The following is a 24718-nucleotide window of genomic DNA, read 5'->3' on the forward strand; positions in this document are numbered from 1 at the left end:
TGCATACAATTTACTTAAAAGGTATCGTAAAAACAAGTGAAGCACCATTTTTAACGTCTTTTTTTGCCCAAATTTTACCGTTATGTTTCTCTACTATTTGCTTGGTAATAGCTAAACCCAATCCACTCCCTTGTGGTTTTCTTGTATTTTGGTCTTTTGACTGATAGAATTTATCGAAAATATAATCATAATCTTCTTCTGGAATCCCTTTACCATTGTCCGTTACAGAGATTTCAACTTTTTCGTTTCCTAGTTTATAATCTACTATAATTTTTCCAGATTTAGGACTACAAAACTTAATAGCATTAGACAGTAAATTAGTTAAAACCTGAAGTATGCGGTCTTCATCATAATTAGTACTAAAACTATGTGTATTATGATTAATGATTGTCACTTCTTTTTTAGCTGCTATTTGAGAAATACTAGAAATAGCTTTTACAATTGTTTCTTGAATATCTTTGTATTGCATATCTAAATGCAAACGACCTGTTTCTAATTTTTCAAAATCAAGAATATTATGAATTAATCGTCCTAAACGGTCAGAATCTTGAAGGATATTTTTTAAAAATTGTGCCTTAGTTTCTTTTGGCATATCATCATCCTCATCCATTAACAATTCTGTTGCTGCTCGTATACCTGTTATTGGTGTTTTAAGTTCATGTGCTACCGTATCTAAAAATTCGTCTTTCTGTCTGTCTTTAGAAATTAATTCATTATTAGCATCCTTTAGTTTTGTTGATAATTGAGAAAGCTCATTTGATTTTTCAAGCAGCACCTTGTTACTAACAATGTTTTCTTTAGATTCTTCTAAAATTTTTAATACTTCAACCAAACTTATTTGCTCTTCTTTTACAACACTGGCAATTAATATTTTTGCAGAAGCAGAACCTATGCTTCCGGTTAACAGTTTTTCAGAAAAATTAATTAGTCTTGCGTCAGCTAACTGCGTGTCTTTTGGTAATTTGTATTTTGTAAAGAAAATATTTAATGCTCTAGTCGCTCTTTTCTCACCTAAAAATCTAATGAGTACATTTTTAATATCAGAAACATAAGCTTCACCTTTCCATACTAATGCACTATCTTGAAGCGTTGTAAAATTCTTACTATCTACAAACATTTCTGCATAATTTCGTTCTCTATAATTACCTTTTGAGGTTAATGAAAACGTTAAATAACATAATAAATTAATAGTCATGCTCCAAAAAAATGCATGAGCTGGAGGGCTTAAAAAATCTATTCCAAATAAAGCATAGGGTTTTAAATTAGAAACACCCATTAAACCATATTGTGTAAAATCATCAGTACCTGTATATGCACTTAATGTAAAGGGTAACACCAAAGTATAAACTGTAATTAAGAAACCTGCAATAGTCCCTATAATTGCAGCTTTTGCCGAACCACGATTCCAATACAAACCAATAAAAAAAGAAGGTGCTAACTGCGCTATAATTACAAAAGATATTAAACCTATAGAGTACAATGACAACTCTTTTGAAAAAGAAACATAAAAGAAATAGGCCGTAATGATGATGGTAAATATAGAAATACGTCTAATATTCTTAATATACTTAGAATTACGCTCTGGTTGATTTTTAATAAATTTATCTAAAAATCCGTAAGGAATAATTAAATTATTACTCACCATTGTAGACAGTGCCAATGTGGATACAATTACCATTGAAATAACAGCAGAAAAACCACCTAAAAAAACTAGTGTTGCTAAAAAAGAATTTCCATTTTGTAGCGGAAGTAAAAGCGTATAATATTCTGCATTTTCCGTTGTGCCAAACGTTAATTTACCTGCCCAAGCAATAAAGATTACAAAAACATTAAAGAGTAATAAATACAATGGAAATAACCAAATTGCTTTTTTTAAATGCTTCTCTCTATTGTTTTCTAAAACCGACACCTGAAATTGTCTTGGCAATAAAAATATAGCCATAAAAGACAAAGCAATCATAAAAAACCAATTAAATCCATCTTCTACACCATTTAAAGTGGATAATGATTTAAAATTTTCTTTAATAGATATTTGATTAAAAATATCTGTAGTGCCTTCATACAAATAGAACGTAATATAAATACCAATAACTAAAAAGAAGACAAGCTTTAAAACAGACTCAAATGCTACAGAAGCAATAATGCCCTTATGTTTTTCGGAAGCATCCGTATTTTGCGTACCAAAAAATGTAGCAAAAACAGCCAACAACAAAGCGACATAAAATGTAGAATCGTCAATAACAGTTGTAGATATATAACTGGTATCGTCTGACATAATTTCAAAAGTTTCTGACACTGCTTTTAATTGCAATGAAATATAAGGTAAGGTTCCAAATAAGCACACCACTGTGACCAATGCACCTAAAAATCTGTTATTACCATAACGTAATGAAATAAAATCTGCAATAGAAGAAATTTTATGTTGTTTAGAAATTCTTATAATTTTACGAAGTACAACAATCCATAAAGGCGCTGCAATAACTGGCCCTAAATAAATGGGCAAAAAGTTAATTCCCGAATTTGCTGCAATACCAACGCTTCCGTAATAGGTCCAAGCCGAACAATACACAGCTAATGACAACGTATACACATAAGGATTATTAACCCATTTACTTTGATGCTTTTTTTCAGCTACAAAAGCTATGTAGAATAACACAGCTAAATAAATGATAATAATAAATATTAAAGTATAATTATTCATAATGCCTTTTTAGTACGATATATGAAACAATAATTGATACTAACCAAATAGAAAAAATTGAAAAATAAAATGTAGGAACACCCATAATGGCGCCTTGATTATTAAAAATTAATACAAAAGGTATATTAAAAATAAAAAGCAATGCAATAGATAAGACTACTAATTTTTGTTCGTGACGTTTTTTCATATGCTCCTAATAACTCAACTTAATTTTAACTTCCTAATTCAGACAATATCAATCTAATTACCATTATTTTACTAATATAAGAAATCAGCACTACATAGGTAATGCTGATTTTCTAACTAACAAAATTAAAATTATGTCCGAATCATTTAAATTAGAACAAGTATTTAATGACTTGAAGCTTCACCTGCTCCAGAAGGTATTCTAATACTCTCAACCATATCTTGAACATTTTGAGGAGGTGCAGCTGTTAACCTAGACACCACTACTGAAATCACAATATTGACGCACATTGCAATTGTTCCAAATCCTTCTGGAGATGTCCCAAACCACCAATCTTCACTTGTACCTCCACCAAACATATTTAGTTTAAATTTCATCATATAAAATAGCATTAATACGATACCTACAACCATACCTGAGATGGCTCCTTGGCTATTCATTCGCTTATCAAAAATCCCAAGAATAATCGCTGGAAAAAAGGAAGCGGCTGCTAGACCAAAGGCGAGCGCGACGACTGCGGCGACAAATCCTGGTGGATTAATACCAAAGTATCCTGCGATTAAAATTGCCACAAAAATTGAGATTCTTGCTGCTGTTAATTCTCCTTTATCAGAAATGTCTGGTTTTAATTGTTTTTTAATTAAATCGTGAGAAATAGAAGTAGAAATCACAAGCAGTAATCCTGCTGCTGTAGATAAAGCTGCTGCTAAACCACCTGCTGCCACTAATGCAATTACCCAATTTGGGAGTTTTGCAATTTCTGGATTAGCTAATACCATAATATCTCTATCAACGTATAATTCATTTTTCGCAGCACTTGCATTAGAAATCATACGTTCTCCGTTTAAACCTCTAGCTTCTGTATATACTGGCTTCTTGCCATCTAACGCATTACCAGCAACATATTGAATTTTTCCATCGCCATTTTTATCAGACCAAGCAATTAATCCTGTATTTTCCCAATTTTTAAACCAAACTGGAATTTCAGAATATTGTTGATTACTTACTGTTTCAATTAAATTAGTTCTTGAGAACACTGCAATTGCAGGTGCTGTGGTATATAAAATAGCAATTAAGAACAAAGCATAACCTGCTGATTTACGTGCATCTTTTACTTTAGGTACTGTAAAGAAACGCACAATTACGTGAGGTAATCCAGCAGTTCCTGTCATTAATGCTAAAGTAATAGCGAATACATCCCATGTTGATTTGGTACCACTTGTATATTCATTAAAACCTAATTCTGTATGAAGTTTGTCTAACTTATCAAGAAGAAATTCGCCACCTTCAACGGTTCCTCCCATTCCTAATTGTGGAATAATGTTTCCTGTCATTTGCATAGAAATGAAAAATGCAGGCACCATAAAAGCAAAGATTAAAACACAGTATTGTGCCACTTGCGTATAGGTGATACCTTTCATACCTCCTAATAATGCAAAGGTTAAAACTACTGTCATTCCTATAATAACACCTATATTGATATCTACTTGTAAGAATTGAGAAAACACAATCCCAACACCACGCATTTGACCTGCCACATATGTAAATGATACAATTAAAGCACAAATTACAGCTACTGTTCTTGCCGTGTTTGAGTAATATCTATCTCCAATAAAATCTGGAACTGTGAATTTCCCAAATTTCCGTAAATATGGTGCTAGTAATAATGCTAAAAGCACATATCCGCCTGTCCAACCCATTAAATAAACAGAACCATCATAACCTGCAAAGGAAATAATACCTGCCATACTAATAAAGGAAGCCGCACTCATCCAATCGGCTGCAGTTGCCATACCATTAGCTAAAGGAGAAACACCTCCTCCTGCTACATAAAATTCTTTAGTTGAGCCAGCTCTAGCCCAAATTGCTATTCCGAAATATAAGGCGAAAGTAATTCCTACTAACAACCATGTCCATGTTTGTACACTCATAATATTTTGTTTTTTTTGGTTTAGCTTTAAAATTTTGAAATGTTCTCGATACAATTCCGATAAAAATCGGAATCACTCGAACTGACACCTCTGTTTAAAAATTAAAGCAAACATTAAGGTTATTAGTTTCAACTATTCGTCGTAACCGTATTTTTTATCTAGTTTGTTCATTAATCTTACGTACACGAATATTAGAATTACGAATACATATATGGATCCTTGTTGTGCAAACCAGAAACCTAGTTTAAATCCTCCAAGTCTAATTTCATTTAATGCTTCTCTAAATAATATGCCACACCCAAAGGATACTATAAACCATATTGCTAGTAGAATAACTAAGTACTTTAGATTTTCTTTCCAGTACGCTGTTGCGTTTTTTTGTTTTTCACTCATCGTTATTAGTTTTTATAGGTAAATCATTGCTTGAAGCGAAATAGTATTTGCATCTAAAGCACCAAACTGTTGATTTTTATATTCTAAAGTTAATTTTGAATTATGCCCACTCATATAAGCATTTACTCCTATTCCTAGTGTTGATCGATCATCACTTACAGCATCATAGCTATGTGTGCCATAACTTACATAAGGCTGATAGCGTGTTTTAGCTGCATCACCTTTAAAAACATAACCAACGTGACCATAAATCATGCTTCCTGTTCCGTAAGCACTGTAGAGATAGTTTTTTCCATAATTATTATTTTGATAAACTGCGTAAGCTGTAAGTGCGCTTCCATCCTCTCCAATTGGAGCATCATAAAAAGCATCTACCGCAAAAATTGAAACGTCCTCACCTTCTAAATTAGGTGATAATGCAGAACCTGTATCTATCACAGATCCTTTTGGATGCAGAAAGAAACCAGCACCAACATTAAAAACCTTTTTTCCTCCTAAATAAGAGCCTACTTTATATGGTAAAAAATTAGATTCTTGGTCTAAAAAATGATAATCAAAATAACCTGCATAAGTTTTGCCAGCGTCCTTAGAACCCAGATTTAAACGCCCATTGTAAACTGCATCTCCTCCTGCCGTTGCAGTTCTAGAATCTAATGTTGATGTAGAAGCATCATTAATTGCCACGCGATATTGTAGCTTATCAAATTTACCTTTTAAAAATACACCTAAATGACGTGCAAATTGATCAGACAATCCAATGGTAGCCCAAGATTGACGATTATTATCTAAGGTCATCATGTTTAAAGTACTTTGATTATTTAATCTAGATATACCATTAAAATAATGTAAACCACCACCCACTGTGTGATCTTTACCTAAATTGTATTGCGCCCAAACATCGTGAAAAAAGAGCTGTGAACCATCTCCTTTACCAGTTGGACTTAACGTAGTACTTGTTAAGCTATTTAATCCAAAATGTGTTAAGATTAAAAAGTCTTTGTTGATTTGCGCAAACATTAAAACTCTTGCACGACGTAAATTAAAGTTTAATTTACTGTTTTCATTTCCGTTTCCATCAAAGGTTTCATCGGTATTGTAATTGGCTTGGACTTGTGCCCAAGAAATAAGCCGAAGATATTTAGAGCCATCTTCGTTAAATTTAAACTTAAGACCTCCAGTATAATCAGGAGAGCCTTGAGCCTTCAGTAATTGAAAGGATACTAAAAGAAGTCCAATCAATATAAAGTGTTGTTTTCTCATTGTTTAAAAATTAGTTAGTTATTAAATTGGTTTTGTATGCACCACTAATTTCTATAAAACAATCAGTTAAAATAAACTTAATATATTTATTTGTTAATTTACTATACTAATCTTTAAATCGCTCCCATTTAATAAGCATAAACTTGTCTCCAAGTTCCGTTACAATGACACCAGCTCCTTTTATGTTTTCAGCATCACTAAAGTAAACCCCAAGCTCTGTTGCATTTAGTATTTTGTAAGTTGGATGGTAGTTAGAATTGTATGGTCGTTTAATATTATATTTTTTTACCCAGTTCATAATACTAACATGAGAAACCCCTAGAATTCGTTCAATCTCTCTATACGTTAACCCTTCTAAATACAATTGAAGTGATTTATTAACGTAATAATCATCAATCTGTTTTCCTATTTTGTTTACAGAAAAGAAGTAATTACATTTTTTACACTTATAACGCTGCCTACCACTAACGATTCCGCTTTTAATATAATGACTAGAATTACAATTTGGACAACTATCAATATTCATATATATTTATTTAGCATAAATATATCAATTTAGCAACATAATTAAAAGATAAATATTTAAAATATCTCATTTTCACAAAAAAAAGCTGCTAAATAATTATGAATACTAGCTTTAGAAGCTATTAAAGTAAAACCAATTAAGCAATTGCATAAATCACACTCTAAACCTTATATAACCTGAACAATTTCCACTATTTGTATATACAGAAACTTTTAGTAATATCTATTTTAACCGCTTTATATATGCTTTCAATTCAATAATGACTTTTGGTGCCAAAACAATAGTCGCAATCATTGTTGGAATTGCCATTAGAGCAAACACACCATCAATTAGATTAATCATCATACTTAAACTAGTAGTAGCACCAATAAGAATACTTAAGATATAAAAGTAGTTATAGTAATGCTTGTTTTTATCTCCAAAAAGAAAGGACATACATTTTGTTCCATAATATGAATATGAAAACAAAGAGCTCATACTAAAAATGGAAATACAAATCAGTAATGCATATTTTCCGTACGTTGGCATTACATCAGCAAAAGCCGAAGCCGTTAGACTAACACCATTATCTGAGGTAGTTTCCCAAACACCAGTGACTAAAATTGCTAAAGCCGTGAGTGTACAAACTATTAAAGTATCTATCGCGGGACCCAACATAGCAACAAGCCCTTCGCGAACTGGTTCATCTGTTTTAGCTGCTCCATGAGCCATTGGAGCCGTACCAATACCAGCTTCATTAGAAAAAGCACCACGTTTAATACCATGTAGAATTAATGCACCCAAAACACCACCTAAAAAAGTGTCATCTTTTGGGTAATAATTCGCCGCAAAAGCATCTGTAAAAATCAATTTTAAATAGTAAAATAACACATCACTGTGAGCCACAAGAATAATAATAACCAATACAAAATATAAAGCGACCATACTTGGCACCAATCTCGAAGCTACTGAACCAATTCGTTTTATACCACCCAATATTACTAATGCAGTAATACTTACTAAAACGATTCCAATATAGAGATTGGTAGAAAAACCAACTTTTACACCATTTGGAATTAATAAAATATCATTTAAAGCCTGTGTAAGTTGATTAACGTTAAATACAGGCAAAGCTCCAATTAATCCGCAAAGGCTAAAAAACACAGCCAAAGGCTTCCAAGATTTGCCTAACCCTTCTGTAATAAAATACATAGGTCCACCTTGAATTTCTCCTGCACTATCCTTTCCTCTATACATAATTGCTAAAGTAGATGTAAAGAATTTTGTAGACATACCAACGATAGCACTTATCCACATCCAAAATACAGCTCCAGGTCCACCAACAGAAATTGCCACGGCGACTCCTGCAATATTCCCCATACCTACAGTGGCTGATAATGCCGTTGTTAATGCCTGAAAATGGGAAATTTGTCCTGGGTCATTTGGATTATCATACTTTCCTCGTAATACATTTATTGCATGTCCTAAATATCGAAATGGTAAAAACCTTGATCGAATTAATAAATAGAGACCACCTCCTATTAAAATAATCAACAAAGGCAATCCCCAAGCTAGGGAAGAAAAGCCCTTAAGTAATTCATCTAAAATTTTCATAGATGATAAAATTAGTAAACCGTTTTAATATGCAGCATTATGTTTAAATTAATTTTAAAAAAACAAAATTCTACAAACCCTGTTTCTAAAATAACCTAGCATATTATCTTATATTTGTACTAGACTAAACTATAGTTCTTATAAAACAACTATTACTTTCAATATTAATCAACTTTATTAATTTCAAAACAACATGAAAAGCAACACTAAACTAACAGATAAAAATGTACTAATAACTGCTGGAGCTCAAGGGATTGGAGAAGCAATCACCAAGCACTTTATTGATAACGGAGCAAATGTTGCTATTCACTATTTTTCTAGCGCAGACACTGCAAACCAACTAGTAGACTATGCTCATAAAAAAGGGCAAAAAGCTATATCAATTAGTGGAGATTTAACAAAAGAAGATGACGCAAATGCATTGGTCAAAAAAACAGTAGATGCATTTGGTGGTTTAGACATATTGATTAATAATGCTGGATCGCTTGTTGCACGTAAAATGCTAAACGAAATGGAAACAGAATTTTGGCATAAGGTTATGGATATCAACATGACGTCTATGATGTTTGTAACAAGAGCAGCTGCTCCTTATTTAGGAGAAAATGAGAATAGTAGTATTGTTAATTTAGCTTCGCTAGCAGGACGTAAAGGTGGCCATCCAGGTTCTTTAGTTTACTCAACAAGTAAAGGCGCCATTCTTACATTTACTCGAGCACTTTCGACAGAATTAGGAGCACAAGGAACTAGAGTGAATGCTGTTGCTCCTGGCCTTATACTTGGTACATCTTTCCATAATACACATACTACAAAAGAATCTGCAGCAGAAACCACAGCTGGTATTCCGATTCAACGAGCTGGTAATGCAAATGACGTAGCTAGAGCTGTAGTATACTTAGCATCTGAATATGACGGATTTATTACTGGAGCAACGTTAGATATCAATGGTGGTGTTTACAACATGTAATTAATAATAATAATAATAACTAATCGTTAAGTCCAATTATGGATTTAACGATTAGATTATTTATCTACTTTTTAAAACTATATTTATGTTAAAGACTCCAGTTATTCACCCGACTATTATGGAAGCCCTTGCTCGTTCTGGTCATTTTGCGCAAATTGTTATTGCAGATGGAAATTTACCAGTTGGAGCAATGACAGGTCCCAACTCTACAACCGTTCATTTAAACTTTAAACCTGGACTATTAGATGCTTTAACAGTGTTAGAAGGTATTTTAGAGGTTTGCCCTATTCAAGGTGGTATTGTTATGGAAAAACCAGCTGAAGCCAATGCGGAAATACACCAAGCCTATAAAAAATTATTAGGTGACGCTACTTGGGATGAAATGGAACGATGGGCTTTTTACGACAAGATTAGAGATCCAAACACTACCTTAATTATTCAAACAGGTGAGCAGCGTCGTTTTGCTAATTTAATATTAACAGTTGGTGTTGTTAAAATGGCAGAAGAGAGTGGTTTTTAATTAACAACCATTTGATTTACACAGCCTAATTATAGTCCATAAGCATTCTCATAAATCAACTGCAAATTATGAAGAAAAGAGTATTTCAAATCTTATATTTAGCATTATTTATTTTTATAACGGCTTGCGAATCTGATGACGGAACTAATGATGGAATTGTTTTAACCAATCCTTGCGAAAATGTAATACCTACTCCCGAGCATTTAAAGTATTTAGAAACCTATGATAAGCCTATTATAGAAAATTCTAACAACGCAACGTTTTACTCTAATGAAATAGTAGAAATACGTTGGACACTACCTGATGGTTTAAGTAATACTGAATTACAAATTATTGAAACTGATACACCATTTACGTGCGATGATTATGGCAAGTTTCATGAATTGAATAATGAATTTTCTGCTGGTTACGGCAATCAATATGTTCATTATTATTCGGTGCCACAATATTTAATTCCGCTTGAAAACCCTAAATATATTAGCTACAGAGCCAGAACAAAAGATAATGAACTTAGCACAGGTTATAGTCATTGGACTGATGTAAAAAGCTTTACCGTTCTTCCGCTTTTTGGTTTAAATAAAACAACCGTAACCGTTCCGTACACATTTAATTTTATCACAGAAGAAACCAATAACGAATACTACTCTGGTGTAACTTCAGTTTCAAATTATAAATTAATTGATATATCAGTAGATAACACTTTAGATTTTAACAAAATACAACTGGTTAGAATAATCGATTTTGAAAGTCATTTTTTAACACATTTAGATAATGGTGCAAATCCGTTTTCTAAATTAATTCTAGGTTTTGATGAAGCTGTAAATACTATTGAAGATGCCTATCCATTTAAAGTTGTTGCAGAAGTTTTCCCTGGCACTTTTCAAGATAATCCAATTTCGGGAAATCTATACGGAACTCATAGTCAAAACCTCGTTTCAATAATGAACAATTACGACTTAAAGTTAGCTTATGTGCTTGAAGATATTGTTGGCTCTCCGCACCAAATACAAATAAATTTCACATTTGAAATTTACAGTATTGATTAAAATTGAACTACCAACACACCAAATTTTATTGCATGATATTTAGATACATTTTTGGCTGATTAATTAAACAACTATTAAAACTAAAACACAATATTAAACACCTTGTTACAAGCTTGATTTATGCTTATAATTCAAACCGCTATAAAAAATGATTACACAAAAAAAGAATTAGCAATTCATAAGTTTTAAATAATTAAAAGTATATTTATTATCAACTAATCATACCAATTGAATCCGAGTCGTCTATATTTCATTGATGCTGTTAGAGCATTCGCCATTTTAATGATGTTACAAGGGCATTTTATAGACACTTTACTCGACCCTTCCTATAGAGACCAAAACCATTTAGCTTTTAAAACTTGGGAATATTTTAGAGGTATTACAGCACCAACTTTTTTCACTATTTCTGGACTCATATTTTCCTATTTACTAATAAGAGCAAAACAAAGTGGAAACATCAATCAACGCATGCGCAAAGGTGTAATGCGAGGTTTAATGCTCATTGGTATTGGTTACATATTACGTGTTCCAATTTTCGAATGGCTTTTTGGTAAATTTAACACCTATTTTCTAATCGTAGATGTTTTACAATGTATTGGTTTATCACTCATTATCATTGTGGTTTTTTATAAATTAACCTTTAAAAAAACTTTAATTTTTTCAATTTTAATGGTAATACTAGGTATTGCTATTTTTATGACCGAACCATTATATCGTTATTTAGAGTTACCGCAACTGCCAACATTGGTTTCAAATTATTTATCTAAAGCTAAAGGCTCTATTTTCACTATTATTCCGTGGTTTGGCTATGTTGCTTTTGGTGCCTTTATTTCTACTTTATTTTATCGTTATGTAGAACGTCCTAAGTTTAAAATAGCTATAGTATCAGGATTTTTTATTGTCGGAACGGTATTGATTCTTAAATCTTCTTATTTATTAATGAAACTCTATTACTGGCTGGACGTTTCACTATTTAAAGACGTAGCATATTACAATTACCTCTTCACTAGACTAGGAAATGTACTAATACTTTTTGCATTATTTTATGCAGCTGAAAACTATATTAAGAAACCATTAATTCTTAAAATAGGACAGAAAACGCTTTCTATATATGTTATTCATTTTATTATCATTTATGGAAGTTTTACAGGTTTAGGATTACATCAAATCATCGGAAAAACTCTAGTCCCTTGGCAAGCCATAATTGGCGCATTATTGTTTCTGACTGTAGTTTGTTTTATTTCGTTTCATTATGCTAAAACCAATGCTTTTGTATATTCTAATACTAGAAAATTGATGGATAAGATAAAGCGTTATACAAACTGATTAAACCAAAATTATAATTGAAGTAACAAATGAAATTACAATTCAAATTAAGTTTTTACGATTTTTTAGAATACCAGTTGTACTTTTCATCTAAATCGGAAGTACAACAAAAGAACCGTAAAAAATCTAGAAACATAGTACCCTTAATCTACATCGGTTTAATTATAATTGCATTAATTATAAATCAATATATTATCGCCGTAACCTTTTTTATAGCTGCCATTCTTTGGTATTTATTCCATCCGTTATATGCAAAATATAGATATAAAAAACACTTTGAAAAGCATATAAATGAAAATTATAAAAATAGAATTAATAAAGAAGCTACACTTAATTTTATTAAAGAATCGAACGTATTAGAAGCCACTGATGAAGGTACAAAAACCTCTATAAAAGTTTCTGAATTTGATAAACTTATTGAACTTAAAAACCATTTTTTCTTACGACTAAAATCTGAAATGTCATTTGTAATTCCTAAACATGCTATAGAAGATGAAACTGAATTTAAAAAGCTCTTTTTAGATTTAAATATTGGTTATTTGGATGAAACGGATTGGGTGTGGAAATAATAAGGTATAATTAAAAAACTACTTTAACTATGTATGGCACCTTAATTTTACTATTATTACGATTATTGAATATTAACTATTAGCGTAATACTTGCGTATTTTTGCAACAAGCAGTTTTATAAATTTTAAAAACCATTAGATTATGCAAAAACTTATTGAAACATTTTACATGGCATTGAATAATTCTGATGGCAAAACTATGGCATCATGTTATCATGATGATGTGGTTTTTGAAGATCCTGCTTTTGGCATCTTAAAAGGCGAACGTGCAAAAGCAATGTGGTTAATGCTGTGTAATTCTCAAAATGACAATAGCTTTAAAGTAGAATTTTCAAAAATAAAAGTAAATGAAAACCTTGGCTCTGCTCATTGGGAAGCTTTTTACACTTTCAGTAAAACTGGTCGTAAAGTTCACAATAAAATTGATGCTTCATTTCAATTTAAAGATGGGTTAATTATTAAGCATACTGATAAATTTAACCTACACACATGGGCAAAACAAGCTATAGGATTTAAAGGTTTTTTATTTGGCGGAATGCCATTTTTTAAAAACAAATTAAATAATCAAACGAATAAGCTACTCGATAAATTTATTGAAAAAAATAAGCTGTCTAAATAATTTAAACAGCTTATTTATCATTTGGAGACAATGTTTCTTTTTAGGGACTTAGAGTTTACTTTATGTTTCATTGCATTTCATTAAATACAAATCTCGTGCCATAAATTAGTTTTTTAACCTCTAACTATATTCTTTCACCTTACCTTCTACGCCTTCATAAAAAGAATGCATATACTTAAAATCTGCTTCCATATCATCAGTTGGGTAAAACGGTTCTGAAACTTTATTTTGTTTATTTTTAAAATCTAAGGTAAACATAATAATTGGCACGTTGGCGGTTTTAGCGATGTAGTAAAACCCTGTTTTCCATTTATCTACTTTTTTTCTAGTGCCTTCTGGTGCTAATGTTAGCCTAAATTCGTCTGACTCTTTAAATAGCTTAGATATAGCCTCTACCTTATTCTGTCCGGAAGTTCTATCTAAAGATCGTCCTCCTACTGCTCTAAAATAATAACCAAAAGGCCATACAAAGAGTTCCTTTTTGCCTACAAAATTAGTTTTTACACCTGTAACTTTTCTTAGTAGCACACCTATGTAAAAATCGTGCCAACTTGTATGGGGAAAAGCTATTATTACTGCCTTTTTTACGGTATCTTGAGAGAAGTTGGTATTGCCTACCACTTTCCATCCTAACAACTTAAAATATATAAATTTAGCTAACCAGCGCATCTTACATTTTTTTGTAGAGCTCTAGAAGCTTTTGTTTAGTAATTATAGTTTTCCAGTTTTTACCAATAGCATTTTCCCAAAGCGGCTCTAAACTTAGAGCAACTTCAATCATTTTGTCAAACTGATCTTCTTCTAAATCCGCACAAATTCCTTTTGGCAATTGAATATTATGTTTGGCTTTCATTTTCTTAAAAATGGCTACACCTTCAGGGTAATAATCTTCTAAATGATCAAAAACAATACAATTACCTATACCATGTTTAATTCCTAAGAGGTAACCTAAACCATAGCTCATTGCGTGTGCAACGCCAACTTGAGAATAAGCAATACTCATTCCACCATGCCATGAAGCCATCATTAATTTATCTTGTGCTTCTTCTTTTGATAATGTATCTTCTAAAAAAATTTCTTTACAAAGTTCAAATGCTTTCTCTCCATAACTCTGACTAAAAGCATTTAAAAAAGTACCATTTAAAGATTCTACACAATGCACAAAACAATCCATACCAGTATAAAACCATTGGTCTTTTGGTACGTCTTTTGTTAATTCTGGATCCAATAGAACTTGGTCAAAAGGTGTATAGTCACTATTTATTCCTAATTTACGAATCGGACCTGTTAAAATTGTTGTTCTAGATACTTCGGCACCTGTACCAGATAGTGTAGGTATCCCAACATGATAAATCGCTGGTTGCTTTACCAAATCCCACCCTTGGTAGTCTTTAGACTCTCCTTTATTGGTTAACATAATAGACACAGCCTTTGCAATGTCCATAACAATACCTCCTCCTATTCCTATAATACCAGAAGGTAATTCACTATACTCTAAAATAATGTCTTCTACCAACTGATCAATTTGTTCAGTTCTAGGTTCTTCTTTAGTAGGTACATATATAATCTTATCCTTGTAAGAAAGGGTAATTCTTGATGTTAACCAATGATTGCCTTTAAAAACATCATCAACATAAAATATAAATGGTGCATTTCTTCCTTTTCGTTTTGGAGAGAGAATTTCATCGAGTTGATTAAAACTACCTCGACCAAATACTACTCTGGACACCATTGGATAATTTTTATATTTCATTTACTTTATATCTTTAACAAAAATAACAACTTAGTTTATATTTAATGACTATTTAAATGAAATTGTAATTTTTCACATAAAAGTCCAACATGATAACCATCTACTAGTGCATGATTAACATTAACAGCAATTTCCATTTCTTTTTTTGCACCAAAACTTTCCATTTTACTAAATGCTAGTTTTGGAATTGAATCCATACCTCCTTTAAATGGCTCTTTATGGCCTGTAAAATTAACCCAAGGTAAAGACGAACAATGTATACAATCTATAGAATTAACGAGAGGAAACAAATCTGTAGAATTAAATACCCTCTCTTTTTCCTTTAAGAAGTTATTTTGAAATTTTAGAATATCATCATCGTAATTTACAAACGAAAACCCAAAGGTTTTATTAGGTCTTAAGATTGTTGGAGAGGCATGAATTTTGTCGAAAATTACAACCTCGTTATCTTCGTTTATTCTATATTTAAAGTTATCCACTTCATTTACTGCTCGCATAGTAGCGTGCAAATATTTAACAAAAAAAGATACATTATTATTACGCGAAAATTTATATGCTTCCGTAACATCAACTTTAAAGGTAACTCCAAAGTAAGGATCTACAAATGTGTTGAAAAACTCAAAATGAGCACGCCTATTCCAATTATATTTATCAAGTATTCTCAAAGTTTTATTTAAAAAATTCTAATATTTCAGTTAAACTTTGTACGGTTTTATACTCAGAGCCATTTGCTTCTTTCTTTGTCACAGTTTCATGCTGCCAAGTAGTCTGGAATGGTACATGAATTGCCTTCGCTCCAATATTTACTAATGGTAATATATCTGATTTTAAGGAATTTCCTATCATTAAAAATGATTTGGGCTCTATATCTAGATGATTAAGTAATTTAGAATAATTTTCCTCTTGCTTTTCACTTAACACTTCTATATGATGGAAATATTTTAACAAACCTGACTTTTCTAATTTTCGTTCTTGATCTAACAAATCTCCTTTTGTGGCAACAATTAATCTATAGTCTTTATATAAAACTTTTAAAACGTCTTCTACGCCTTCTAATAATTCTATTGGTTTATTAATCATATCCTTACCGATAGTTAACATTTCTGAGATGACATTATTGGTAACCTTTCCGTTAGACAGCTCTATGGCTAGCTCAATCATAGATAAAACAAAACCTTTTACACCATAACCATATGTTGGCAGGTTTTTAATTTCCATTTTAAAGAGTTCTTGATCTATTTTATTGGGCGTTTCATATCGCGATAGTAATTTGCCTGCTTCCTCTTCGGCTTCCCTAAAATAGGTTTCATTTACCCAGAGTGTATCATCAGCATCAAAACCAATTACTTTTATGTTTTTATAATCTACTTCCACAATTTTTTTGCTCTTTCTAAATCTTCTGGTGTATCAATTTCAACGCCTTGAATTGTTGTTTCTACCATTTTAATTCGTTTACCATATTCTAAATACCTAATACATTCAATTTTCTCTGATGCTTCTAAAAACTGCATTGGTAAAACAGTAAAGTCTAATAAAGCTTCTTTTCTAAATGCATAAATGCCTTTGTGTTTAAAATATTTTGCACCAGCTTCTTTATCTCTAGGATAAGGAATAGGACTTCTAGAAAAATATAAAGCAAAATTTTGTTGATCTACAATAACCTTTACTGTGTTTGGGTTATTTATCTCATCCCAATCCTTAATTTCTACCATTAACGATGCTAAATCAATGTCTTTGTCTTTATCATCTTTAAAAACATCAATAACCTTAGCTAAACTCTCGCGCTCAGTAAAGGGTTCGTCTCCTTGCACATTAATAACAATATCGCAATCTATATTAGCGACTGCTTCTGCAATTCTGTCGCTTCCAGACTCGTGTTCTTTTAGACTCATAATAGCTTTTCCGCCATTATCTACAATCTCTTTAAAAATAATATCACTATCTGTTACCACGTATACTTCACTAAATAAATTAGTTGCAACAGTAGCTTCGTAAGTTCTAAGTATTACAGATTTTCCTGCTAAATTTTGCATTAATTTACCTGGAAAACGTGACGCACTATAGCGTGCCGGAATCATTGAGATTATTTTCATTTATGTAAATTGTACTTGTTTAGTTTCAAAAATAAGATTTAAAAACGACTTTATCTCTTCTAATTGGTATTTGGTGGTTTTGTTTTATTTGGCCTAATCTTTCGATAGAGTTTAAAAATGAGATAAAAAATAAAGAGTACAAAAACAATAGCTAAAATTGGCATAAAAATTGAAATAATAGACATAATTATGGAAGTCCCAGTTTCTATGGTTGAAACAATAGGATTACCAAATCCTGCTGTAGAAACAGTAGACCCTAAACGTGTTGCACTTGCTGAACTTTTTACAGCAGCAGCTGTTCCTCCACCTGCTATAATCGCTAAAGCCCAAGTTATTACAGGGCTTAAATCTGCAACAGTAGAAACCATTACTGCCGTACCAGCAATAGTTGCTAATGGAATTGCGATGGTATCTAACGCATTATCAATTACAGGTATATAATACGCAACAATTTCTACAAGCGTTGCAATACCCAAAGTTATTAATGCCGTTGTACTACCAATCCATAACCAAGACTCATTGAGCTCCCAAACATTAAAATAAGCAGCTAAACTTAACGCAAACAAGGGTAAGAAGACTCTAAAGCCCACTGAAGCCGCAAGTCCGACACCTAAAAATATACTAAGAATTGTTTCTGTCATTTCAAGTTAATATTTCTAATAATTCTGCTTTCAATTTATATACAAATCATTCCGTTTCAACAAACATTTCGTCTTTAAAGCCAATTAAATATAATTTTTGTTTAGCTCTTGTAACCGCTGTATATAACCATCTTATATAATCTTTATCCATACCATTTGGCAAATAAGGTTGCTCAACAAATATAGTATTCCATTGTCCACCTTGAGACTTATGGCATGTTATAGCATAAGAAAACTTTACTTGCAATGCATTAAAAAACTTATTATTCTTTACACCTAAAAAGCGCTTATATTTAGATGGCTCCTCTTCGTAATCTTTGGATACCTCTTGGTATAATCTATTTGACTCTTCGTAACTTAAAGATGCACTTTCTACATCAATGGTATCTAAGAGTAAAACTGTTTCAAAAGGTTTCATATTGGGATAATCTACCATCTTCACTTTTACTTCTGCAAATCTAAAACCGTACAGTTCTTTAATACTAAAAATCTCTAGAACTTCAATGATATCGCCATTTGCAATAAAACCAGCTTCGGTTGTAGGCTTAATCCAAAAATAATTATTTTTAACTACCATTAGATAATCACCTGCAGACAATTCACTTTCGTTAAATAAAATACGTTGTCTAATTTGTTGGTTGTAAGCATTAGCTCGTTTATTGCTTCTTACTATTATGGCTGTTTCTTCATAACCATCATTACTATAAGCATCATTAATGGCATCCATTATTTCATAACCATCAATTAGTCTTACAATATCTGTAAAACCATTTAAATCGAATTTAAAACTTTCATAGATATTAGATTCTAAAACCGCTCTTAGTTCTGTTGCATTACTTAGAATTCCGGAATCTTGCTCTTGTCTTACAACTTCATCTAACTCAATTCCAATAACATCTTTATTATAGTTAAGACTGAGATTATTTTCGTTTAAAGCCGGACTTAAATCAGATTTTACAGGTGGCAATTGCGCTTTATCTCCTATTAATAACAATTTACATTGGTGGCCAGAATAAACAAAGCTCATTAAATCGTCTAATAGAGAACTACTATCAAATGATTTTGTATCTGAAGGTGTATCCGAAATCATAGAAGCTTCATCTACAATAAAAATAGTATTGCGATGTTTGTTGGGTTGTATTACAAAATTTACACCTCCTCCTTTATCTTTTTTTGGGAAATAGATTTTTTTATGAATGGTAAATGCTTCTTTTTTAGAATAATTAGAAATCACCTTGGCTGCTCTACCGGTAGGTGCTAATAAAACAGCACTTTTTTTGGCTTGCCATAAATTAGAAACAATGGTACCTATTATACTTGTTTTCCCTGTACCTGCATACCCTTTTAATAAATAAATTGAATTTTTATTTTTATCAAAAATAAATTGAGACAACTGCATTAACACCATATCTTGTTTAGATGTTGGTGTAAATGGAAACTTAGATTTTAGAAGCGAATAGAATGCAGAAGCATTAGAAATCATAGAGAAAATAATTATATAGCAAGATAGTAATATTCTCTCTTTTTTAAGGCAATAAAAAATTTCTTAATATTTTTATATGTTTTTTATTTAGATAGTTTTTAGCAACAAAAAAAAATTGTAGATTTGCGTTAGACCTAATTAATAAAAACTTATATATGATAATTCTAGCAATTGTATTAATTATAATTTTAACCATTGGTATTGTATGGTTAATCGACAAGTTCGTTCCAAAAAAGCTAAAGCCTATTCTTAATATTTTACTTTGGATATTCATTATATTTATTGGTTATAAAACATACATGTCTGTGTATAAAGAGATTCAATTTAATCAATTAAAGAAAGAACGTTTTTCTATGGTTATTGATAAATTAATAGACATCAGAGATTCTCAATTAGCATATAAAGATGTGCATGGTACTTACACAGATAGTTTTGATAAATTAATAAATTTCGTTGAAAATGGTAAGGTGCCAATTACACAAAGACGTGATACTTTGGTTTTAGACGAAGTAAGAACAAGAGCTTTTGGTGGTGTTGAAACCATGAAAACAATTACTTTAATTGACACATTAGATTATTGGAATCTGAAAGATTCTATTTTTAAAGGCAGCGATCGTTACAAAAGCATGATGAACGTTGGTATTGGTAAAGAAGGTGCTAAATTTACTTTAAAGGCTGGTAAACTAGAAGAATTCCCTGTATTTGAAGCAAGTGTAGAGAAATCAGTTATTTTAGATGACCAAGAACCTTATTTAGTTGAAAAAGAAAAGCAGGTTGTTTCTGTTGATGGTGTTAATGGCCCAGCTTTAATTGTTGGTTCTATGGATGAAGTATTCACAAAAGGAAACTGGCCTAAGAGTTACACTAATAAAGAATAATTTGAAAATTAATGATATTAAGGAACTGTCCATTCAAATTAGTTTGAATGGGCTTTCTTTTTGTATACTAAATAGAACTGCAAACGAAGTTACATTTCTTAAAACTATCGACTTTGAGCAAAAACAAATGCCAGATGCAGTACTTAATCACCTAAAAGAAGAATTAAGTAGCAATCCTGCTTTCTCCGAAGATTTTAATGAAGTTTTAGTTATTCACCAAAATGAATTATCGACTTTAGTACCAGAAGAACTTTATAACAAAGAAAATAAAGTAGATTATTTAAAGTTCAATTCAAAAATTCTTAGAAACGATTTTATAACTGAAGATTATATTTCAATAAATAAAAGCATTAATGTTTATGTACCTTACGTAAATATTAATAATTATATATTTGACACCTTTGGAGAATTTGTCTATAAACACTCCTCGAGTATACTAATTGATTCACTTATTCAAAACCCTGAATCTACAACAGAAGAACCAACCGTTTACGTTAATGTAAACAAAAACACAATTGAACTTTTAGTTATTGACAAAGGTAAACTGCAGCTTTTTAATGTATTTGAATACTATAGTAAAGAAGACTTTATTTATTACGTTTTATTTGTTTTTGAACAATTGAAACTAGATGTTGAAAAGTCTCATGTTTTATTAAGCGGCAACATTGTTATTGGTGATGAAAACTTTGTAATGCTTTATCTTTATATTAGACACGTCACTTTTATAGAAAAGTCCTATGCGTTTAATATTGTAGCAAATACAAATAGACGCTATTTACACCAACATTTTGTAATCTTAAATTCCTTTTAATGCGCATTATATCGGGTTTGTTTAAAGGCAGACGCATCACAGCTCCAAAAAAATTACCTGTAAGACCAACTACAGATATGGCAAAAGAAGGGCTTTTTAATATTTTAAACAATCGCTATTATTTTGATGATATTTCGGTATTAGATTTGTTTTCTGGTACAGGTAATATTAGTTATGAGTTTGCCTCAAGAGGCACAGAACATATAACAGCTGTAGATGCTCATTATGGTTGCATAAAATTTATAAATGAAACTGCAGATGCATTTGAAATGAACATTAATACCATTAAGAGTGATGTATTTAAATTTTTAGAAAAATCAAAACAAAAACATACTATAATATTTGCAGATCCGCCTTACGATTTTGACGTGGAAGCCTTTTCAAAAATACCAGAATTAGTATTTAAAAATGAATTATTAGAAGACGAAGGTTTGTTAATTGTAGAACATTCTAAACATACTGATTTAAGTCAATTAGATCATTACTCCTACTCTAAAAGTTATGGCGGTAATATGTTTAGTTTTTTTGAATAAAACTAAATTCCTTATTGCTGTCTTTTTATCAATTATTACCACACTGATTTCCTAAAAAACCTTATAAAAAACATAGCTCCATGCAAAACATGGAGCTTGTTTAGTAAAGTAAATCTATAAGCCGAATTCTGTACTTTTCTTTTTTAAGAATTATATTCTTAAAAAAAAAAGCCCTTATCATTTATCTGCGTTTACTGTTACCAGCAAACTTTAGCTGCCTACCCTCTAGCATCGCGCGTGCACGCTCAAACACTAGTTTACATGACATTGCACCACATAGAGTTTACCTGGTTTCACTACAGCATTACCTGTACATACTTTCTGTTGCACTTTTCCTCACCTTTCGATGGATGGCTGTTAGCCACTATGATTGCACTATGGTGTTCGGACTTTCCTACCCTAAATAAATTTAGAATCGATAAGGCGATCTACTTGGCTGCAAAAGTACATAAATTGTTAATAACTCATACTAATTTTAACCTCTTACCATCCGCTATTTAAAGCTTATTCTTAAATTTGTAATTAAGTATATTATTTTTATTCAATAGCATCGAAAGGTGTAAAAACTAATTTATAAAATTTGGAACACTTTGTAGTATCGGCTCGCAAATACAGACCACAAACCTTTAAGGATGTTGTAGGGCAGCAAGCTATTACAAATACGTTACTAAACGCTATAGAAAGTAACCACTTAGCCCAAGCTTTATTATTTACAGGTCCTAGAGGTGTTGGTAAAACAACATGTGCTCGTATTTTGGCAAAAATGATAAATAGTGATGGCGACACTAAAGAAGATGAGGATTTTGCATTTAATATCTTTGAACTAGATGCAGCTTCTAACAATTCTGTCGATGACATAAGAAGTTTAACGGATCAAGTTAGAATACCACCACAAGTAGGTAAATACAAGGTATATATAATTGATGAGGTCCATATGTTATCTCAGGCCGCTTTTAATGCTTTTTTAAAAACCTTAGAAGAGCCGCCAAAACATTGTATTTTTATATTAGCAACTACGGAAAAGCATAAAATAATTCCTACCATTTTATCGCGTTGTCAAATATTTGATTTTAAACGTATAACAGTTTCTGATGCTAAAGAATACCTAAAATATATAGCAAACGAACAAGGTATAACTGCAGAAGATGATGCATTACACATAATTGCGCAAAAAGCTGATGGAGCTATGCGAGATGCACTATCTATATTTGATCGTGTTGTTAGTTTTTCTGGAAAAAATTTAACAAGACAGGCCGTTACAGAAAATTTAAATGTCCTTGATTACGAAACGTACTTTACAAGTACAGATTTAATTTTAGAAAATAAAATACCAGATTTGTTAATACAATTTAATAGTATCTTATCTAAAGGGTTTGATGGACACCATTACATTGCAGGCTTAGCATCTCACTTTAGAGACTTAATGGTTTGTAAGAATCCTTCAACCATTCCTTTGCTAGAAGTTGGTGAAGATACAAGTATTAAATATCAAGATCAATCGCAAAAAACAACGCACACCTTTCTTATGGAAGGAATTCGACTCGCTAATGACTGTGATTTAAAATACAAGTCTAGCAAAAATCAACGCTTATTAGTTGAGTTAACACTAATGCAACTTGCCTCTATCACTTTTGATGGAGAAAAAAAAAATCTTAAGCACTACATAATTCCGCCTTCTTATTTTAAGGCAAGAGGAATTACACCTATTCCTGTTAAAAAACCTAAAACAGAAGATAAAACATTTGAAAACAAAACTGAAGCTATAATTACTAAAGAAAAGGTTTCAGCCGAAGTAGAACCTATAATAAATATCCCAAAAATATCTATAAATAAACCAAAATCATCAACCTCTGGTTTATCACTAAAAAGCATAAGAGAAAAGAAAGAACATCAGCTACGCCAAATGGATGTAGTTATTGATGAAGAAGATCTACCTAAAGAACCTGTTACTCAAGAGGCTTTAGATCAAGCATGGGAGATTTATACAAAGAAAATGGATCAAAAGGGTGAGAAAATTATGGCTTCAATTCTACAAATGGACCAACCAAAATTAAAAGGAACAACCATCCATCTTACCTATTCTAATAATACTAATAAAATAGAATTAGAACGTGCAGAGTTTCCATTAATGGCTTTTTTAAAAAAGAAATTACTTAATTATGACCTAAAATTAAGTATAACTGTTAATGAAGAAATAGCAAAAAAATATGCGTTTACACCTTTAGAAAAATACGAAAAACTAAAAGAAAAAAATCCTAATATTGAGATTTTAAGACAAACTTTTGGATTAGATATATAATTTATTATGAAACATTTATTTCTAATTTTAGTACTATCATCAATTATTTTTGCCAGCTGCGAAGGTAAAAAGACCCAAAGTGAGGCTTTATTAGATAGTATTGAAGATTTCAAAAAAACAGTAAATTTAGAAAGCAATGTTTATATACCAGAAACATACATAGAACATGAAGTAGATACGATTATGAGTAATGGATATCATGTAAAAATTAAGACTTATTCTGATATGTCTAATGCAGTCCGCTTTTCTAAAATAAAAGATACCATTAACTACCAGACGTATTATAGAAATTTTAAGTTTGATATTAGTGTCGCAAAAGACGATAAAGAAATTTATAATGAAAGCTTTGATAAGCAAAAAATAAATAAGGTGTTTAATTACAAAACTGATTTAGAGTATAACTCAGATTTATACAATTTTGATAAATTGGCAATATTAAAAGCGATTAATGTAAATGATGACCCTTCTTATATAAATATGGTATTAATTGATATTATGTATGCTATACCTGAGTCTAATAGATTAGCGTCTCATAAATTATTCATTAATGACAAAGGAAAATTAAATATTGTACAAGTTGAAGTAAAATAAT

24 protein-coding genes and 1 other RNA gene are annotated in these 24718 nt (G+C 31.2%); 11 read left to right on the top strand and 14 right to left on the bottom strand.

From position 1 onward, the window contains the following. Nucleotides 1-10: 10 nt before the first annotated feature. The 6 genes from HNV10_RS04540 to HNV10_RS04565 all read right to left on the bottom strand — a co-directional run bounded on the left by HNV10_RS04540 (nucleotide 11) and on the right by HNV10_RS04565 (nucleotide 8591). Complete coding sequence (locus tag HNV10_RS04540) at nucleotides 11-2701, bottom strand: sensor histidine kinase (RefSeq protein ID WP_173300169.1); 2691 nt, start codon at nucleotides 2699-2701, stop codon at nucleotides 11-13. A 351-nt stretch (nucleotides 2702-3052) separates the two neighbouring features. After that, a complete protein-coding gene (locus HNV10_RS04545; protein ID WP_173300170.1) occupies nucleotides 3053-4819 on the bottom strand; it encodes a sodium:solute symporter family protein in 1767 nt (588 codons plus the stop codon). 132 nt (nucleotides 4820-4951) lie between these two features. Then, nucleotides 4952-5212, bottom strand: coding sequence for a DUF4212 domain-containing protein (locus HNV10_RS04550; RefSeq protein WP_173300171.1), 261 nt, complete (start codon nucleotides 5210-5212; stop codon nucleotides 4952-4954). A 12-nt stretch (nucleotides 5213-5224) separates the two neighbouring features. Next, nucleotides 5225-6472 carry a hypothetical protein gene (locus HNV10_RS04555; protein WP_173300172.1) on the bottom strand — a complete coding sequence of 416 codons (1248 nt, stop codon included), beginning with the start codon at nucleotides 6470-6472 and terminating at the stop codon, nucleotides 5225-5227. A gap of 106 nt (nucleotides 6473-6578) precedes the next feature. Further along, the gene (locus HNV10_RS04560) at nucleotides 6579-6998 is read right to left on the bottom strand and encodes a transposase-like zinc-binding domain-containing protein (RefSeq protein WP_173300173.1); all 420 of its coding nucleotides are present in this window, start codon (nucleotides 6996-6998) and stop codon (nucleotides 6579-6581) included. A gap of 222 nt (nucleotides 6999-7220) precedes the next feature. Further along, nucleotides 7221-8591, bottom strand: a complete 1371-nt coding sequence (locus HNV10_RS04565) for an alanine/glycine:cation symporter family protein (protein WP_173300174.1) — start codon at nucleotides 8589-8591, stop codon at nucleotides 7221-7223. 193 nt (nucleotides 8592-8784) lie between these two features. Between HNV10_RS04565 and HNV10_RS04570 the strand changes: the two genes are divergently transcribed. The 6 genes from HNV10_RS04570 to HNV10_RS04595 all read left to right on the top strand — a co-directional run bounded on the left by HNV10_RS04570 (nucleotide 8785) and on the right by HNV10_RS04595 (nucleotide 13635). Next, on the top strand, nucleotides 8785-9555 hold the full coding sequence (locus HNV10_RS04570; protein WP_173300175.1) for an SDR family NAD(P)-dependent oxidoreductase: 771 nt from the start codon (nucleotides 8785-8787) through the stop codon (nucleotides 9553-9555). An 85-nt stretch (nucleotides 9556-9640) separates the two neighbouring features. Then, nucleotides 9641-10075: an RbsD/FucU domain-containing protein gene (locus HNV10_RS04575; RefSeq protein WP_173300176.1), complete on the top strand. Its 435-nt coding sequence runs from the start codon at nucleotides 9641-9643 to the stop codon at nucleotides 10073-10075. A 68-nt stretch (nucleotides 10076-10143) separates the two neighbouring features. Continuing rightward, nucleotides 10144-11121 carry a hypothetical protein gene (locus HNV10_RS04580; RefSeq protein ID WP_173300177.1) on the top strand — a complete coding sequence of 326 codons (978 nt, stop codon included), beginning with the start codon at nucleotides 10144-10146 and terminating at the stop codon, nucleotides 11119-11121. A gap of 228 nt (nucleotides 11122-11349) precedes the next feature. Continuing rightward, on the top strand, nucleotides 11350-12447 hold the full coding sequence (locus HNV10_RS04585) for a heparan-alpha-glucosaminide N-acetyltransferase domain-containing protein (RefSeq protein ID WP_173300178.1): 1098 nt from the start codon (nucleotides 11350-11352) through the stop codon (nucleotides 12445-12447). A 29-nt stretch (nucleotides 12448-12476) separates the two neighbouring features. Then, the gene (locus HNV10_RS04590; protein ID WP_173300179.1) at nucleotides 12477-13016 is read left to right on the top strand and encodes a YcxB family protein; all 540 of its coding nucleotides are present in this window, start codon (nucleotides 12477-12479) and stop codon (nucleotides 13014-13016) included. A gap of 142 nt (nucleotides 13017-13158) precedes the next feature. Beyond that, on the top strand, nucleotides 13159-13635 hold the full coding sequence (locus HNV10_RS04595) for a nuclear transport factor 2 family protein (RefSeq protein ID WP_173300180.1): 477 nt from the start codon (nucleotides 13159-13161) through the stop codon (nucleotides 13633-13635). A gap of 120 nt (nucleotides 13636-13755) precedes the next feature. Here the strand turns inward: HNV10_RS04595 and HNV10_RS04600 are convergent, their stop codons facing one another. From HNV10_RS04600 to HNV10_RS04630, 7 genes are all read right to left on the bottom strand, one after another. Beyond that, complete coding sequence (locus tag HNV10_RS04600; RefSeq protein WP_173300181.1) at nucleotides 13756-14304, bottom strand: 1-acyl-sn-glycerol-3-phosphate acyltransferase; 549 nt, start codon at nucleotides 14302-14304, stop codon at nucleotides 13756-13758. Nucleotide 14305: 1 nt separating this feature from the next. Further along, nucleotides 14306-15388 carry an iron-containing alcohol dehydrogenase family protein gene (locus HNV10_RS04605; protein ID WP_173300182.1) on the bottom strand — a complete coding sequence of 361 codons (1083 nt, stop codon included), beginning with the start codon at nucleotides 15386-15388 and terminating at the stop codon, nucleotides 14306-14308. 41 nt (nucleotides 15389-15429) lie between these two features. After that, on the bottom strand, nucleotides 15430-16053 hold the full coding sequence (locus tag HNV10_RS04610) for a CatA-like O-acetyltransferase (protein WP_173300183.1): 624 nt from the start codon (nucleotides 16051-16053) through the stop codon (nucleotides 15430-15432). A gap of 4 nt (nucleotides 16054-16057) precedes the next feature. Beyond that, nucleotides 16058-16762, bottom strand: a complete 705-nt coding sequence (locus HNV10_RS04615) for an HAD family hydrolase (RefSeq protein ID WP_173300184.1) — start codon at nucleotides 16760-16762, stop codon at nucleotides 16058-16060. Beyond that, nucleotides 16753-17466: a 3-deoxy-manno-octulosonate cytidylyltransferase gene (kdsB, locus tag HNV10_RS04620; protein ID WP_173300552.1), complete on the bottom strand. Its 714-nt coding sequence runs from the start codon at nucleotides 17464-17466 to the stop codon at nucleotides 16753-16755. The genes HNV10_RS04615 and kdsB overlap by 10 nt, the downstream gene beginning before the upstream one ends. Nucleotides 17467-17540: 74 nt before the next feature. After that, complete coding sequence (locus tag HNV10_RS04625; RefSeq protein ID WP_173300185.1) at nucleotides 17541-18122, bottom strand: DUF4126 domain-containing protein; 582 nt, start codon at nucleotides 18120-18122, stop codon at nucleotides 17541-17543. 46 nt (nucleotides 18123-18168) lie between these two features. Then, a complete protein-coding gene (locus HNV10_RS04630) occupies nucleotides 18169-19605 on the bottom strand; it encodes an ATP-dependent DNA helicase (protein WP_173300186.1) in 1437 nt (478 codons plus the stop codon). Between the two features lie 155 nt (nucleotides 19606-19760). On the opposite strand from HNV10_RS04630, the gene HNV10_RS04635 reads away from it, so the two are divergent. From HNV10_RS04635 to HNV10_RS04645, 3 genes are read left to right on the top strand one after another with little or no spacing between them, the layout of a single operon-like run. Next, the gene (locus tag HNV10_RS04635; protein ID WP_173300187.1) at nucleotides 19761-20483 is read left to right on the top strand and encodes a hypothetical protein; all 723 of its coding nucleotides are present in this window, start codon (nucleotides 19761-19763) and stop codon (nucleotides 20481-20483) included. Beyond that, nucleotides 20431-21294, top strand: a complete 864-nt coding sequence (locus HNV10_RS04640; protein WP_241695458.1) for a DUF3822 family protein — start codon at nucleotides 20431-20433, stop codon at nucleotides 21292-21294. Before HNV10_RS04635 ends, HNV10_RS04640 begins: the two co-directional genes overlap by 53 nt. Next, nucleotides 21294-21827 (top strand): RsmD family RNA methyltransferase, encoded by a 534-nt coding sequence (locus tag HNV10_RS04645; RefSeq protein WP_173300188.1) that lies wholly within the window; start codon nucleotides 21294-21296, stop codon nucleotides 21825-21827. The genes HNV10_RS04640 and HNV10_RS04645 overlap by 1 nt, the downstream gene beginning before the upstream one ends. 101 nt (nucleotides 21828-21928) lie before the next feature. Here the strand turns inward: HNV10_RS04645 and rnpB are convergent. Further along, an RNA gene (rnpB, locus tag HNV10_RS04650) (RNase P RNA component class A) lies at nucleotides 21929-22262 on the bottom strand. Nucleotides 22263-22407: 145 nt separating this feature from the next. Between rnpB and dnaX the strand changes: the two genes are divergently transcribed. After that, complete coding sequence (gene dnaX / locus HNV10_RS04655) at nucleotides 22408-24126, top strand: DNA polymerase III subunit gamma/tau (RefSeq protein WP_173300189.1); 1719 nt, start codon at nucleotides 22408-22410, stop codon at nucleotides 24124-24126. Between the two features lie 6 nt (nucleotides 24127-24132). Continuing rightward, complete coding sequence (locus HNV10_RS04660; RefSeq protein WP_173300190.1) at nucleotides 24133-24717, top strand: hypothetical protein; 585 nt, start codon at nucleotides 24133-24135, stop codon at nucleotides 24715-24717. Nucleotide 24718 lies beyond the last annotated feature (1 nt).

Origin of the sequence: Winogradskyella litoriviva (assembly GCF_013249065.1) — a bacterium.
Classification (GTDB): domain Bacteria; phylum Bacteroidota; class Bacteroidia; order Flavobacteriales; family Flavobacteriaceae; genus Winogradskyella; species Winogradskyella litoriviva.

Coding starts and splice junctions, on each gene's coding strand:
- HNV10_RS04560 (WP_173300173.1), bottom strand. CDS start 6,998: ATGAATATTGATAGTTGTCCAAATTGTAATTCTAGTCATTATATTAAA.
- HNV10_RS04605 (WP_173300182.1), bottom strand. CDS start 15,388: ATGAAATATAAAAATTATCCAATGGTGTCCAGAGTAGTATTTGGTCGA.
- HNV10_RS04600 (WP_173300181.1), bottom strand. CDS start 14,304: ATGCGCTGGTTAGCTAAATTTATATATTTTAAGTTGTTAGGATGGAAA.
- HNV10_RS04550 (WP_173300171.1), bottom strand. CDS start 5,212: ATGAGTGAAAAACAAAAAAACGCAACAGCGTACTGGAAAGAAAATCTA.
- HNV10_RS04595 (WP_173300180.1), top strand. CDS start 13,159: ATGCAAAAACTTATTGAAACATTTTACATGGCATTGAATAATTCTGAT.
- HNV10_RS04555 (WP_173300172.1), bottom strand. CDS start 6,472: ATGAGAAAACAACACTTTATATTGATTGGACTTCTTTTAGTATCCTTT.
- HNV10_RS04590 (WP_173300179.1), top strand. CDS start 12,477: ATGAAATTACAATTCAAATTAAGTTTTTACGATTTTTTAGAATACCAG.
- HNV10_RS04660 (WP_173300190.1), top strand. CDS start 24,133: ATGAAACATTTATTTCTAATTTTAGTACTATCATCAATTATTTTTGCC.
- kdsB (WP_173300552.1), bottom strand. CDS start 17,466: ATGATTCCGGCACGCTATAGTGCGTCACGTTTTCCAGGTAAATTAATG.
- HNV10_RS04545 (WP_173300170.1), bottom strand. CDS start 4,819: ATGAGTGTACAAACATGGACATGGTTGTTAGTAGGAATTACTTTCGCC.
- HNV10_RS04570 (WP_173300175.1), top strand. CDS start 8,785: ATGAAAAGCAACACTAAACTAACAGATAAAAATGTACTAATAACTGCT.
- HNV10_RS04625 (WP_173300185.1), bottom strand. CDS start 18,122: ATGACAGAAACAATTCTTAGTATATTTTTAGGTGTCGGACTTGCGGCT.
- HNV10_RS04575 (WP_173300176.1), top strand. CDS start 9,641: ATGTTAAAGACTCCAGTTATTCACCCGACTATTATGGAAGCCCTTGCT.
- HNV10_RS04630 (WP_173300186.1), bottom strand. CDS start 19,605: ATGATTTCTAATGCTTCTGCATTCTATTCGCTTCTAAAATCTAAGTTT.
- HNV10_RS04580 (WP_173300177.1), top strand. CDS start 10,144: ATGAAGAAAAGAGTATTTCAAATCTTATATTTAGCATTATTTATTTTT.
- HNV10_RS04645 (WP_173300188.1), top strand. CDS start 21,294: ATGCGCATTATATCGGGTTTGTTTAAAGGCAGACGCATCACAGCTCCA.
- HNV10_RS04640 (WP_241695458.1), top strand. CDS start 20,431: ATGAAGTATTCACAAAAGGAAACTGGCCTAAGAGTTACACTAATAAAG.
- HNV10_RS04540 (WP_173300169.1), bottom strand. CDS start 2,701: ATGAATAATTATACTTTAATATTTATTATTATCATTTATTTAGCTGTG.
- HNV10_RS04635 (WP_173300187.1), top strand. CDS start 19,761: ATGATAATTCTAGCAATTGTATTAATTATAATTTTAACCATTGGTATT.
- HNV10_RS04565 (WP_173300174.1), bottom strand. CDS start 8,591: ATGAAAATTTTAGATGAATTACTTAAGGGCTTTTCTTCCCTAGCTTGG.